The following is a 14513-nucleotide window of genomic DNA, read 5'->3' as shown; positions in this document are numbered from 1 at the left end:
TGCAATTTTCTGAAAAAAGAAGTATAACAGATGTAATCCATAAAAGAACGAGAGGGACAACGATGAGATTAACAGATCCTCAAAATAAAATATTAAAAATGATGTATGATGTCATTCTTGATCCAAGTTTGACGACAATGGAACGTGTTTTATTTGTCAAAACTAAAAACGAAATCGAGTTTGGAAGAACTTTTGAAACAGAAGTTACAGCTTTATTAAAAGAGCTTAATCATATCCCAAACTCAAAACGGACAACGCATTTTAGACAAGAGTTGAGTAAAGTCTTTCCATTTTCTGCATTCTGATTCCAAAACGTGTGCGTTTAAAACTGTCAGTGCTGACAAAAAAAGAACGCAGAAGCGCTCGTGTGTCATAAGGCATTTTTATTCGGAATCCCAGCTTTTCTTGGGTATTGATTTGGCGTTTCTTTTTTCTTTTCAATGACTGCGATATGACGCTCATCACCATTTGGAAGTTCATAAGCAATCTCTTCTTGAAATTGACTGCCTAAAACCGCAATCGCGTGTTTAGCATCGGCTAACTCTTCTTCAAATTGAGCGGCTTTTAGAGAAAGTAACCGTCCATTTTTCTTTAAAAAAGGAATCGTCAGCTCTGACAAAACTGACAATCGTGCAACTGCACGCGCTGTGACAAAATCAAATTGTCCCCGATACATACGATCTTGCCCAAAATCTTCAGCTCGTCCATGTAAAAGCTCAACATGATCAAGCTCAAGCGATTCTGTCAGCACTGACAGAAATTTAATGCGCTTATTGAGCGAATCAATGATAGTAATGTGCAGCTTTGGAAAAATAATCTTCATCGGTAAGCTCGGAAAACCAGCGCCAGCACCAATGTCTAACAGCTTTACAGGCGAGTTAGAAATCAGTTGATATAAAATGGGAGCAATCGAATCATAAAAATGTTTCAAATACACCTCGTTTTTTTGTGTAATCGCGGTCAGATTGATTTTTTCATTCCATTCCACTAAAAGTTCAAAATAGCGTTCAAATTTTTCCTTTTGTTCATCAGTCACGATTAATTGAAACTTCTCCAATTGCAAGTAAAATTCTTCAGGTGTCATAAAGTCCTCTCTAAAAGTTTGTAGGTCAGTTGTGCGATACTTTTTTTGTTTTTGTGATCGGGCAATTTTTCGATTAAATCAAGTGCAGTATTTGTATAAGTACGCGCAAGATTTTTAGTTGACTCAAGTGCGTGTGAGTTTTTTATCCAATGATAAAGAGCGTCGTATTGCTCATTGAGGATGAGTTGCTCAACAACCGGCCGATTTTCTTCCAAAGCAAATAAAACGGGAGCAGAATAAATTCCCTGCTTTACATCCTCAAAAACGGGTTTTCCAAGTGTCGCCTCATCAGAAGCATAATCCAAATAATCATCCATGATCTGAAAAGCAATCCCAATTGCCATTCCTATTTTATTGGCCAAACTCGCCAAGCGATTTTCTTTTTGAACCAGTGGTGCAGCACAAGCAGAAAGTGCAAATAATTCACCCGTTTTTCCAGATATATTTTTCAGATAATCAGCCATTGATTGATTCAGATCAAAATGATGATCCAATTGCCCCAATTCTCCACCTAATAATCGTTCCATCGCATCAATATGTTTTACCAAATTTGACGTGTCAAAGGTGTGCTGAGCTAAAAGTTTAAATACTGCAACAAAAAGATAATCTCCCCCGTAAACCGCAATTTCAGGTGAATATTTTGTAGATAATGTTTTTACCCCGCGTCTTGTATCTGCATGATCAATCACATCATCATGAATCAAGGTTGCTGTATGCAATAATTCAATACTGGCTGCAAGCGCATAAGTTTCCTCTTTTTTTAGTGATGTAAATCCTGCAAACAACAACAAATAAGCAGGACGAAGTCGTTTTCCACCCGCATCTAATAAATCAAAAATAGCTTGTTGAATGTCTTTATTTTGAATTTTAATCTGTTTTTTCATTAAAAGTGCGACCTGATCCAATTCTTTTTCAAGCACAGGATCATCGCTCCAAAACTTATTTTTTACTTCCATTGTTTACTTTCTTTAATAAATAAATCGTGGATCGGTTTGATTCTCTCAATCAATTGATTTGCTCCGATGCCAATCACAAAACCTGCCAGCATTCCAAAAACCGTCAACCAAGGCAAATAAAGCATCACCGAATACGTTTGAGCTAAAAGTGCTGCCACTGCTAATTGTCCTAAATTATGAAAAAAACCACCCACCACAGAAACGCCGATTTTTGAGACGCGTTTGGGGCCAAACTGTTTCATTACATACATCATCAGAAGCGATAAAATTCCCCCTACTGCTGAATAAATAAACACAGAAAATCCTGTAAAAAGTGCTGTGATGAGTAAACGAAGCAACTCCATCATCCAAACTTTCCGCCAATTCAGAGTAAAAATCGCAATGATCATGACCAAATTAGCTAAACCAATCTTAGCACCAGGTGCAAAAGCAAAAAAAGGTGGAAACCATGATTCGACAATTCCCATCACCACAGCAACTGCTGTTAATAAAGAAACATAGATATATTCTTTAATGTTCATGCGTTATAATCAACCTCATTGTTTTTCTGACCACTCATCACTTCGATGACTAAATGATGGGGTAAACAAACGGCTGTTTGTCCGACATTTGAAATCCACCCAGTATGGACTGCGATTTGATCGGGTGAATTATCTGCACGATCTCGGATTTTTCCATTCTTAACTTCAATAATGTTCCACTGTCCATTTTTTGAGCGATAAGTCCAAGCATCATCTTGACTCAAATCAAAAGATTTAACGACAATGCCATTAACTCTAACTTCCGCTCTTGCCCCAGCTTCTTTTTTGGGAAGAAAGGCTAATACAGAAAAACTAGATAAAAAAAGAAAAAGCACAATCACGATATCCAAAGGTTTTATTTTTATCTCTTTTAGAAATTTCATTACTACTAATCATAGCATAAAATCACATATTTTTCATGAAATCCGTAGAATAACATCAAAAAAGGAGCGAGATGAGCTCCTTATTGTTTTTCTTAATTTTTATCCACTTTTTTAGATAATGACTTTCCCTTTTCAATGATGTATTTTTGAAGCGCATCCTTGATTTGTGGATGATGAAGTCCATATTCAATTGTCGTTTCAACAAACCCAAATTTGTCTCCGACATCATAACGTTTTCCAGTGAATTCATGAGCAAAAACACGTTGCGTTTTGTTCAATGTCTCAATCGCATCCGTCAATTGAATTTCTCCACCAGCACCAGGTTTTTGATTTTCAAGCACTGCAAAAATTTCAGGAGTTAAAAGATAACGACCAATAATTGCTAAATCAGAAGGCGCTTCATTCACAGGTGGTTTTTCAACAAAGCGTTCCACATTATACAGCCCTTTTGAAACTTCGCCACTTGGAGCAATCACGCCATATTTATCCACCTCTTCATGAGGAACTTTCATGACCGCAATTGTAGAAGCATGTGTTTTACCATAGTCCGTGATCAAATCTTTTGTCAAAGGAGTTCCTTCACCCATAATGTTCATCAAATCATCTCCAAGCATGACGACAAACGGCTCATCTCCAACAAATGCCTTTGCTTGAAGAACCGCATGTCCAAGTCCATTTGGATGAGATTGGCGGATAAAATGAAGATTAATATCTGTTGTTTCTTCAACTAATTTTAAAAGATCAGTTTTTCCTTTTTCTTTTAAATTTTGTTCTAATTCAACATTAGAGTCAAAGTGATCTTCAATCGGACGTTTCGCTTTTCCTGTGACAATCAAAATATCTTCAATTCCTGATTTTAAAGCTTCTTCAACAATAAATTGAATGGTTGGTTTGTCAACAATCGGCAACATTTCTTTTGCAATCGCCTTTGTGGCTGGCAAAAAGCGTGTGCCAAGTCCAGCTGCGGGAATGACCGCTTTACGGACTTTTTTGCCTTTAATAGTGATTTCTGGCATAAGAACTCCTTATTTTTTCTTTTTTTAATATAAACTTAATCATATAAATTATAACGTTTTCTTTAGGATAATTCAATTGATAATCAGTGTTTAGAACTCATTTTCCGCACGGGTTTCACGACGCATGATCTCCAAAATTCCTTCACGTGCATCAAGTCCTTCATACAGTACACGATAAATGATTTCTGTAATTGGCATATCAATATTCAGTTGTTGAGACAGTTCATACGCAACCTTGGCTGTTGAGACACCTTCAATAACCATGCCCATATTCTTTTCAATGTCTGCCAATTTTTCCCCGCGTCCTAATGCGTCCCCAGCACGCCAATTTCGAGAGTGAATGGATGTTCCTGTGACAATCAAATCTCCAACACCAGACAACCCGATATAGGTAAGTGGTTTTGCTCCCATTGCAACACCAAGACGAGTAATTTCTGTTAATCCACGTGTAATAATCGCAGCTTTAGCATTATCACCAAATCCCAAACCATGCAATGCACCAGCACCAACAGCGATGATGTTTTTCAATGCTCCAGCAGTTTCAACACCAATGACATCAGTGTTAGTGTAGAGTCTAAAATAATCATTACTAAAGACTTCTTGAGCATATTTTGCTTCTTTTACATCATTTGAGGCGGCAGAAATTAAAGTAATGTCACGAACAATCGTTTCCTCTGCATGTGAAGGACCAGAAACCACCACAATTTCACCGCGTAATTCTTCTGGAATTTCTTCAGAAAGTACGGTTGAGATCCGCTCGTGTGTCCCTTGTTCGAGACCTTTTGAGGCATGAAGCACATGAACATTGTGATCGAGCACTTGTGCCACTTGTTTTGCAACCATGCGCGTGACTTTAGTAGGAACAACGAATAAAATCGCATCAACGCCATCAAGTGCTTGACTTAAATCTGAATAAGCCGTGATTTTTTCATCTAAAACAACGTCTTTAAAATAACGTTGATTTGTATGCGTTGCATTGATTTCTTGCATTTGCTGCTCATTATTTCCCCAAATTCGGACCGTATGTCCATTGTCATTAAGCACTTGTGATAAAGCTGTTCCCCAAGAACCTGGGCCTAAAACTGCGATTGTTTGTTGAATCATTGATGATATCCTTCCATGAATTCATTTTAAAAAGAGAACGTATCACATCCTCAAGAAGATTTAAAAAGCAATTCTATTACTCGTCATTTATCTCTTATTTTAACACATTATAAAATAAAAATCATACCAAAGTATGAATTCAAATCAAGAAAATATGATAAAATAAGAGTAGAGCAAAAGAAAGAAATTTCATTGCTCCACTGAACACGTATAAAAATGAAACGAAGAGGAGATACACTTATGCCAGTTGATTTTATGATGATGGATGGAATGACACGAGGTCATTTGGGATTCTTTAATCTTATTCTTATCTGTATTTTGGTTTTTGTCGTCATCAAAATAATTGTTGGCGTTGGACTTTCTAAAAATGATTGGAAAGAAAATTCTGGAAAAACCAAAAATAAAGCTTCAAATTTGAAAGTGAATATGGAGCGTTATCATGAAGCTGGGTTATCAGATAGTGACATTAAGATTTTTAGAGAGAATTTAGCAGAAGCGAAATCAAACATCGAAAATTGGGAGAAAAATACCAAGAAAAATGATGATTTGCAAGTTGTTGAGTCCGTAACAGGAGGACTTGAAGCAAGCAAGTTAACATTTAAGTACATCGTACAAAATCCGCAAGAATTGACAAAACAAAACGAATTTTTATATAAAGATTTGCCTAACATGGTCAAATTGACAGATAAATTTCTTGAAATGAAAAAACAATCCTTGCACTCGGATGAAATTTCACGCGATTTAGATGAAACTTTGCTGTTGATTAAAACACTTGCTGAGCGAATTTCTAAAAATTATCATGAAATTTTGATGGATGATGTCAATGTCATAAAACATGAAGTAAAATTTGATTGATTTTTTTCAATTTAGGGCTTGTCATTACTGACAAAAACAGGTATAATTCTGTCATCGATTAGTTGAGATAACTAAGTGCTGACAGAATTATTTTTAATCAAGTAGAAAAGAGAAAAGATGGGAAATCCAGTTTTAGATGATTTAATTAATCAAGATTCAAGCGCGTCACATGAGCAGTTAAAAGAAGTACAAAAATCAGAAATTGTGGAAATGAAAAAAAATGCAACCTTGCGTGCCATTGATACATTATCAGCTGAAGAACTTGAAAAAGCAAAAGCGCTATCCAAGCAGCTTGATGAAAATGCGTCACAATCTGTCATTACTTACGGTGCGAATGCGCAAGATAAAATCTCAGCATTTTCACAAAGTGTGTTAAATAAAGTTCAAGCTCAAGATTTGGGTGAAGTTGGTGGTTCGTTGACTGATTTGATGTATAATCTTCAGCAAGCCAATCCAAACGAACTTGTTTCTGAAAATAAAGGTGTTTTTCAGAAAATGTTTGGAAAAGTCAAAAAATCAATCTTTGAAATCACTCAAAAATATCAAAAAATTGGAGCGGGGATTGATAAAATTTCAGCAAAACTCAACAATGAACAGTCTGGACTGTTGCAAGATAATGAAACGCTTGACAAACTATATGACGAAAATTTAAATTATTTTAAAGCACTTAATGTTTATATTGCGGGTGCGGAGTTAAAAATTGAAAATTTGGACACTGAAATTTTACCTCAAGCGAGATTAGAAGCACAGCAATCAGCTGAAAATTCACTTGCCGTCCAAAAAATTAATGATCTTGAAAATTATAAAAATCGACTCGAAAAACGCACGCACGATTTACGTTTGGCCCGTCAACTTACGATACAACAAGCTCCACAAATTCGGTTGATTCAAAATACGAATCAAGAGCTTGCTGAAAAAATTCAAACGTCGATTAATACAGCGATTCCACTCTGGAAAAATCAAGTGGCAATTGCTTTGACTTTGTTAAAACAAAAAGATGCATTGACGAGTCAACGGATTGTTTCAGAAACAACAAATGATCTATTAAAGAAAAATTCTGAAATGCTTAAAAATTCAACCATTGAAGCAGCCCAAGAAAATGAACGTGGTTTGATTGATGTGGAAACACTCAAACTTACACAACAAAATTTAGTAGATACGATTCAAGAAACGCTTCGCATTCAATCAGAAGGACGCCAAAAACGTCAACAAAGTGAGATTGAATTAGTAAAAATGGAAGATGAAATTAAACAAAAATTGCTTCAATTATCCTCTTCAAAATAAGAATGAAAATCTGTCAGTACTGACAGATTTTTTTGAGATCAAAACCACTCATAATTGCAAATTGGTTTATACCAATATATTGACAAAAGCGTCATTTTTTGATAGAATAGAAGCAAATATAAGGAGGCATATCATGTCGTATTTTATTAAAGCGGATCAATTTTTCTATCCTTACGAGACTAAAAAAGGTGGATTTCTTGAAATTTTAGACGGAAAATTTGGTGAATGGACCGCAGCACTTCCAAAGGAGGCTGACGTTGTAGATTACACTGGAAAATGGATTGCACCAGGTCTTGTGGACACTCATATTCATGGATTTGGAGGAGCGGATTCACAAGATGCTCGTGTAGATGGCATCATGAATACGATGTCAGAGGGACTTTTAAGCGCTGGCGTGACAAGCTTTTTTCCAACGCCATTAACGGATTCACATGAAGGACTTCTCAAGTGTTGTGAAGTGATTGGAACTCATTACAATGAAGCAACCGGAGCAAAAATTCGTGGAATTTTCTTTGAAGGTCCATTTTTCACAGAAGAACATAAAGGCGCTCAAAATCCAAAATACATGCGTGATGCTCAAATCTGGGAAGTGGAGGATTGGCAAAATGCAGCCCATGGGTTACTTAAAAAAGTTGGTTTGGCTCCAGAACGTGCAGGATCAGAAGATTTTATCAGAAAAGCGACTGCAGCTGGCGTGACTATTGCTCTAGGACATTCCAATGCGACTTATAAAGAAGCTGTAGCAGGTGTTGAAGCGGGAGCCACGATGTGGATTCATACCTATAACGGCATGTCAGGACTCACCCATCAAGAGCCAGGAATGGTTGGTGCTATTTTAAATACCCCTAATACTTATGCAGAATTAATTTGTGATGGGCACCACGTTAGAACAGAAGCAGCTGAAATCATCATTAAAATGAAAGGAGCCGATCATGTGGTTCTCATCACGGATTCCATGCGCGCGGCTGGACTTCCTGATGGACCGTATATGCTTGGAGAATATCAAGTCGAGGTACGAGATGGTGCAGCTTGGCTTCCTACTGGACGACCTGCCGCATCAATCTTGACTTTGAATAAAGCGGTGAAAAATGTGGTGGATTGGGGAATTGCAACGCCAGCTCAAGCGATTATGATGGGAGCTTTGACCCCTGCGAAATCCGCTAATATTGATGAGGTTTGTGGTCAAATAAAACCGGGACATGATGCAGATTTTATTGTTCTTGATACCAAAATGAATTTAGAAGCGACCTACCTAGATGGTGTGAGACGTTATCATATTTAAAATCAGAAAACGTTTATTCTCAAAAATAAACGTTTTCTTTTTGGGGTTAAATTGTCAAATATTTTCAAATTAAAAATTTTGTGAAAATGTAAACGTTTAAGACAGTTTGGCATGAGATTTTTTTTGAAATACATGCTATAATGTAAGAGATAAAGAAATCATCCGTATTTTGAGGTGATCAAGTGAATAAAAAAATTCACGCAAGATAAAAATTTTTGGAGGGAAAGATCTAATGAAACGCATTGCGGTTTTAACTTCTGGTGGTGATGCACCAGGTATGAATGCAGCTATTCGTGCTGTTGTTCGTAAAGCAATTTCTGAAGGCATGGAAGTTTATGGCATCAACTACGGTTATGCAGGAATGGTTGCTGGAGATATCCACAAACTAGACTCAGCAGCAGTTGGCGACAAAGTTGGTCGTGGAGGAACGTTCTTGTATTCAGCACGTTACCCTGAATTTGCACAACTTGAAGGTCAATTAGCTGGGATTGAACAACTTAAAAAATTCGGTATTGAAGGTGTTGTCGTCATCGGTGGAGACGGATCATATCACGGCGCGATGCGTCTGACAGAACACGGATTCCCTGCAGTTGGACTTCCTGGCACTATTGATAATGATATTGTTGGCACAGATTATACCATTGGTTTTGATACTGCCGTAACAACTGCAGTCGATGCTATTGATAAAATCCGCGATACTTCCTCTTCACATCACCGGACATTTATTGTTGAAGTGATGGGACGTAATGCAGGAGACATCGCACTTTGGGCTGGAATTGCTTCTGGAGCAGATGATATTTGTATTCCAGAAAAAGAATTCAAGTTTGAAAATATCGTGAATAACATCAAAAAAGGCTACGAAAAAGGTAAGAATCACCACATTATCGTTGTCGCAGAAGGTGTAATGTCAGGGGCTGAATTTGCTAAAAAGCTTAAAGAAGCTGGAGATGATTCAGATTTGCGTGTTTCTGTCCTTGGTCACATTCAACGTGGCGGACAACCTACGGTTCGTGACCGCGTGATTGCTTCACGCATGGGTGCTCGTGCTGTGGAATTACTTCGTGATGGGATTGGCGGCGTTGCTGTTGGAATCCATAATGAAGAGCTGGTTGAAAGTCCAATTCTTGGAACTGAAGAAGAGGGGGCTTTGTTTAGTTTAAATGAAGATGGTGGCATCAAAGTAAACAACCCTCACAAAGCAGGAGAAGAACTTTATAAGCTCAACTCTGCGTTGAATAACCTCAATCTTAACTAATGTTAATCAATCCGAAAACAAACTAATTTTAGTTTGTAACGGGAATTTATAAATTTTATAGGAGAAAAACACTAATGAATAAACGTGTTAAAATCGTCTCAACTCTTGGACCTGCAATCGAAGTTCGTGCAGGAAAAACGTTCTTTGAAAAAGGCTTTTGGGCTGGCGATCTTGATGTAGAATCATCAGCAAAAAAAATCGCAGAATTGATTGAAAACGGTGCAAATGTTTTCCGTTTTAACTTCTCACACGGCGACCACGCAGAACAAGGTGCTCGGATGAAAGCCGTTCACCGTGCTGAAGAAATCGCTGGACGCAAAGTTGGGTTCTTGTTGGATACAAAAGGTCCTGAAATTCGTACTGAAATCTTCTCAGATCAAGCGAAAGCAGATCCAGAATACGACGAAGAAGCAAACCTTTTCAACTACAAAATCGGCGATAAACTCCGTGTGGCTACAAAACAAGGTCTTCAATCAGAAAAAGATATGCTTGCCTTGAATGTTGCTGGTGGTCTTGATATTTTTGATGATGTTGAAGTTGGTAAACGTATCCTTGTTGACGATGGTAAACTTGGGCTTTTGATTATCGGTAAAAATACGGCTACTCGTGAATTTGAAGTAGAAGTTGAAAACGATGGTGTGATTGCTAAACAAAAGGGTGTAAACATTCCTGGAACAAAAATCAATTTCCCAGCACTTGCAGATCGCGATGATGCTGATATTCGTTTTGGTCTTGAACAAGGGATTAACTTTATTGCGATTTCGTTTGTTCGTAAAGCTGAAGATGTTCTTGCCGTACGCAGTATTTTGGAAGAAATGGGCCACACTGGCGTAAAACTTTATCCAAAAATTGAAAACCAACAAGGAATCGAAAATATCGATGAAATTATCGAAGTTTCTGACGGAATCATGGTTGCGCGTGGAGACATGGGAATTGAAGTTCCGTTTGAAATGGTTCCAGTTTATCAAAAGATGATCATCAGTAAAGTAAATAAAGCAGGTAAAACAGTCATTACTGCTACAAACATGCTTGAATCAATGACTTATAACCCACGTGCGACACGTGCGGAAATCTCTGACGTTTTCAATGCTGTTATTGATGGAACAGATGCAACAATGCTTTCAGGAGAATCAGCAAACGGACATTATCCTGCTGAATCTATTAAAACAATGGCAACTGTGGATATGAACGCACAAAACATGCTTAGTGAGTATGGTCGTCTTCACCCAGAAGAATATGCGCGTACTTCTGTAACAGAAGTTGTTGCAGCAGCTGTTAAAGATGCCGCAAACGCAATGGATATTAAATTGATTGTTGCTTTGACTGAGTCAGGTTCAACTGCACGCTTGATTTCTAAATATCGTCCTGATGCAGATATTCTGGCTGTTACATTTGATGAAAAAGTAGAACGCAGTTTGACTATTGCATGGGGAGTTATTCCAATGTTGTCTGAAAAACCCGCTTCTACAGACGATATGTTTGAAGTTGCTGAAGCAGCAGCTCTCAAATCAGGTCTTGTTGAATCAGGAGATAACATCATTATCGTTGCTGGTGTACCAGTAGGTTCTGGACGCACTAACACTATGCGTATTCGCACCGTGAAATAAAGAACTTGAAGGAGTCTTTGCAGGAGTGCAGGGACTTTTTCCGTTAGCAGATTTGTCGTAGATAGAATGAAAAAATACTATTTTGCGAGAGGGGTAAAATAGCACTAGTTATTAAAGAGGTAAATAATAATGAATAAACGTGTAAAAATTGTATCAACACTTGGACCAGCAGTTGAAATTCGTGGTGGAAAAACCTTCATGCAAGAAGGGTATTGGGATGAATCTCTTGATATTGAAGCATCAGCAAAGGTCATTGCTGAATTAATCAGAAATGGTGCAAATGTTTTTCGCTTTAACTTTTCACATGGAGACCATGCTAGTCAAGGTGAATTGATGGCTGCTGTTCGTCGTGCTGAAGAGATTGCAGGACAAAAAGTTGGTTTCTTATTAGATACGAAAGGTCCTGAAATTCGGACAGAATTATTCTCAGCCCATGCTAAATCAGATGCAACTTATGATCATGAAGGAAATTACTTTAGTTATGTTACTGGAGATACACTCCGGATTGCTACGAAACAAGGCCTTCAATCAGAGAAGGATTTGATTGCATTAAACGTTGCTGGCGGACTTGACATTTTTGATGATGTTGAAGTTGGAAAACGCATCTTGATTGATGATGGAAAACTCGGATTGACTGTCATCGAAAAAGATGTTGTGACACGTGAATTTGTCGTTGAGGTTGAAAATGACGGCATTATTGCAAAACAAAAAGGTGTAAATATTCCAAATACGAAAATTCCTTTCCCTGCACTTGCAGAGCGTGATGAAGATGATATTCGCTTTGGTCTATCCGAAGGCATCAATTATATTTCAATTTCATTTGTGCGGACTGCTAAAGACGTACAAGTCATTCGTGATATTTTGAAAGAAACGGGAAATGAACACGTTCAACTTTTCCCTAAAATCGAAAATCAAGAAGGAATTGAAAATATTGATGACATCATTCGTGTGTCCGACGGAATTATGGTTGCGCGTGGCGATATGGGAATTGAAGTTCCATTTGTTCGTGTACCTGTTTATCAAAAGATGATCATCAGAAAATGTGCGCATGCTGGAAAACCAGTGATTACAGCTACAAATATGTTAGAATCTATGACTTATAATCCTCGTGCAACACGTTCTGAGATTTCTGATGTTTTCAATGCTGTCATTGACGGCACGGATGCAACCATGCTTTCAGGTGAATCAGCAAATGGGAAATATCCAGCACAAGCAGTCAAAACAATGGCTGAGGTCGATATGGAAGCTCAAACCATGTTGAAGGAATACGGTCGTTTAAATCCAGACAAGTACACACGTCATGGCGTGACTGAAGTAGTTGCTTCAAATGTCTTAAATACGACGCGTTCAATGGATATTAAATTGGTTGTTGCATTGACTGAGACAGGGAATACAGCACGTTTGATTTCTAAATATCGTCCTGATACGGATATTTTAGCAGTCACTTTTGATGAAAAAGTTGAGCGTGCGCTGTTGATTAATTGGGGAGTAATCCCTTTATTGACGGAGCGTCCTGCATCAACTGATGACATGTTTGATGTGGCTGAACGTGCTGCAGTAAAATCTGGTTTGGTTGAATCAGGGGACAATATCGTGATTGTAGCTGGTGTACCAGTTGGTTCAGGCCGGACAAACACTTGTCGGATTCGTACAGTGAGATAAGGATAAAACGATGAGATGAATATCTTATCGTTTTTATTTGAAATAAATGTAAGAAAAATTTAAATTTTCTTACTTATTAACCCTATTAATGAGCATGAAAAAAATCTCTGTGAAACACGTCACATTAATGACAAAAACGCTTTTTTTTGGTATAATAGTAATGTAAATTGATAAAAGTTTTTCTTATTTAGAGAAAGGATAGTTTAATACTATGGCAGAGAAACAACGTAAAAAAGTAATCCTTGTAGGTGATGGTGCAGTTGGATCATCATACGCTTTCGCACTTGTCAATCAAGGGATTGCACAAGAACTTGGAATCGTGGATTTATTTAAAGATAAAACGCAAGGTGATGCGATGGATTTATCACATGCATTGGCATTCACTTCACCAAAGAACATTTATTCTGCAGATTATTCTGATGCTTCAGATGCGGATTTGGTGGTCTTAACATCAGGTGCACCTCAAAAACCAGGAGAAACTCGTCTTGACTTGGTACAAAAAAATCTCCGTATCACAAAGAGCGTTGTTACAGAAATCATGAATTCAGGATTCAATGGAATTTTTCTTGTTGCTGCTAATCCTGTTGATATTTTGACTTATGCGACGTGGAAATTTTCAGGTTTGCCAAAAAATCGGATTGTAGGATCAGGAACTTCTCTTGATACTGCGCGTTTCCGTCAAGCTTTGGCTGAAAAAGTGGGTGTTGATGCGCGTTCTGTACACGCCTACATCATGGGTGAACACGGAGATTCAGAGTTTGCGGTATGGTCACACGCCAATGTAGCTGGTGTAAAATTGGAACAATGGTTCCAAGAAAATGATTATCTTAATGAAGAAGAAATCGTAGGCCTCTTTGAGGGCGTTCGTGATGCTGCTTATGAAATCATTGCTAAAAAAGGTGCAACTTTCTACGGTGTTGCAGTCGCACTTGCTCGTATTACAAAAGCAATCCTTGATGATGAACGTGCAGTATTGCCTGTTTCAACATTCCAAGATGGTTATTATGGTATTTCTGATTGTTATCTTGGACAACCTGCAATTGTAGGGGCTGAAGGGGTAATTAATCCGATCCATATCCCATTGAATGATGCTGAAATGCAAAAAATGCAAGCATCAGGTGAACAATTAAAAGCAATTATTGACGAAGCATTCAGTAAAGAAGAATTTGCATCAGCTGTAAAAGCTTAAACCTATCATATTTAAAAATAGCGCTAAGGTGCTATTTTTTTTGCCAAAATGATGATATAATTCCTGTTTAAAATAGTACAAAAGAATCAATTTTCTGTATTTGTTGATAAAATGTTTGACAATTAAGAAAATAAAGTGTATTATAGAAAAAAACAAAACATAAGGAGCTCTAATTATGACAAATCAACAGTTTGCATTGTTGTTGTTGAAGGTGGACTTGCGCTAGCAAATTATTTTGCGATGGTGTAAGTCCTCTTTGCGTTTGTCAAAACGGGGACGATAGATAAACGTCCCTGAAGGGGCGCTTTTTTGTAA

Annotated in this window: 14 protein-coding genes; 8 read left to right on the top strand and 6 right to left on the bottom strand. The window is 37.6% G+C overall.

Features of this window, described 5'->3' with window-relative positions; all coding sequences use genetic code 11:
• Nucleotides 1-62: 62 nt before the first annotated feature.
• Entirely contained in the window at nucleotides 63-305 is a 243-nt protein-coding gene (locus tag GHI93_RS02460; RefSeq protein ID WP_153495277.1) for a hypothetical protein, read from the top strand.
• A gap of 65 nt (nucleotides 306-370) precedes the next feature.
• Here GHI93_RS02460 and rsmG read toward each other — a convergent pair whose 3' ends face one another.
• The 6 genes from rsmG to GHI93_RS02430 form a co-directional block, all read right to left on the bottom strand.
• Nucleotides 371-1084: a 16S rRNA (guanine(527)-N(7))-methyltransferase RsmG gene (rsmG, locus tag GHI93_RS02455; RefSeq protein ID WP_153495275.1), complete on the bottom strand. Its 714-nt coding sequence runs from the start codon at nucleotides 1082-1084 to the stop codon at nucleotides 371-373.
• Entirely contained in the window at nucleotides 1081-2040 is a 960-nt protein-coding gene (locus GHI93_RS02450; RefSeq protein ID WP_153495274.1) for a polyprenyl synthetase family protein, read from the bottom strand. Before GHI93_RS02450 ends, rsmG begins: the two co-directional genes overlap by 4 nt.
• Entirely contained in the window at nucleotides 2031-2561 is a 531-nt protein-coding gene (locus tag GHI93_RS02445) for a Gx transporter family protein (protein ID WP_153495272.1), read from the bottom strand. Before GHI93_RS02445 ends, GHI93_RS02450 begins: the two co-directional genes overlap by 10 nt.
• Nucleotides 2558-2944, bottom strand: a complete 387-nt coding sequence (locus GHI93_RS02440; RefSeq protein ID WP_153495270.1) for a NusG domain II-containing protein — start codon at nucleotides 2942-2944, stop codon at nucleotides 2558-2560. Before GHI93_RS02440 ends, GHI93_RS02445 begins: the two co-directional genes overlap by 4 nt.
• 92 nt (nucleotides 2945-3036) lie before the next feature.
• On the bottom strand, nucleotides 3037-3960 hold the full coding sequence (gene galU / locus GHI93_RS02435) for a UTP--glucose-1-phosphate uridylyltransferase GalU (RefSeq protein ID WP_153495268.1): 924 nt from the start codon (nucleotides 3958-3960) through the stop codon (nucleotides 3037-3039).
• 90 nt (nucleotides 3961-4050) lie between these two features.
• Complete coding sequence (locus tag GHI93_RS02430; RefSeq protein ID WP_153495266.1) at nucleotides 4051-5064, bottom strand: NAD(P)H-dependent glycerol-3-phosphate dehydrogenase; 1014 nt, start codon at nucleotides 5062-5064, stop codon at nucleotides 4051-4053.
• Between the two features lie 240 nt (nucleotides 5065-5304).
• Between GHI93_RS02430 and GHI93_RS02425 the strand changes: the two genes are divergently transcribed.
• From GHI93_RS02425 to GHI93_RS02395, 7 genes are all read left to right on the top strand, one after another.
• Nucleotides 5305-5919 carry a 5-bromo-4-chloroindolyl phosphate hydrolysis family protein gene (locus GHI93_RS02425; RefSeq protein WP_153495264.1) on the top strand — a complete coding sequence of 205 codons (615 nt, stop codon included), beginning with the start codon at nucleotides 5305-5307 and terminating at the stop codon, nucleotides 5917-5919.
• A gap of 117 nt (nucleotides 5920-6036) precedes the next feature.
• Nucleotides 6037-7203 (top strand): toxic anion resistance protein, encoded by a 1167-nt coding sequence (locus GHI93_RS02420; protein WP_153495262.1) that lies wholly within the window; start codon nucleotides 6037-6039, stop codon nucleotides 7201-7203.
• A 133-nt stretch (nucleotides 7204-7336) separates the two neighbouring features.
• Complete coding sequence (nagA, locus tag GHI93_RS02415; RefSeq protein ID WP_153495260.1) at nucleotides 7337-8485, top strand: N-acetylglucosamine-6-phosphate deacetylase; 1149 nt, start codon at nucleotides 7337-7339, stop codon at nucleotides 8483-8485.
• A gap of 232 nt (nucleotides 8486-8717) precedes the next feature.
• On the top strand, nucleotides 8718-9740 hold the full coding sequence (gene pfkA, locus GHI93_RS02410) for a 6-phosphofructokinase (RefSeq protein ID WP_153495258.1): 1023 nt from the start codon (nucleotides 8718-8720) through the stop codon (nucleotides 9738-9740).
• Between the two features lie 74 nt (nucleotides 9741-9814).
• Nucleotides 9815-11347, top strand: coding sequence for a pyruvate kinase (pyk, locus tag GHI93_RS02405; protein ID WP_153495256.1), 1533 nt, complete (start codon nucleotides 9815-9817; stop codon nucleotides 11345-11347).
• Between the two features lie 129 nt (nucleotides 11348-11476).
• Complete coding sequence (gene pyk / locus GHI93_RS02400) at nucleotides 11477-13009, top strand: pyruvate kinase (protein ID WP_153495254.1); 1533 nt, start codon at nucleotides 11477-11479, stop codon at nucleotides 13007-13009.
• A 211-nt stretch (nucleotides 13010-13220) separates the two neighbouring features.
• Entirely contained in the window at nucleotides 13221-14198 is a 978-nt protein-coding gene (locus GHI93_RS02395; protein ID WP_153495252.1) for an L-lactate dehydrogenase, read from the top strand.
• Nucleotides 14199-14513 lie beyond the last annotated feature (315 nt).

Origin of the sequence: Lactococcus hircilactis, assembly GCF_009601015.1 — a bacterium.
Lineage (GTDB): Bacteria > Bacillota > Bacilli > Lactobacillales > Streptococcaceae > Lactococcus > Lactococcus hircilactis.
The sequence above is the reverse complement of the archived record's forward strand: the minus strand, read 5'-3'. Positions and strand labels throughout refer to the sequence as shown.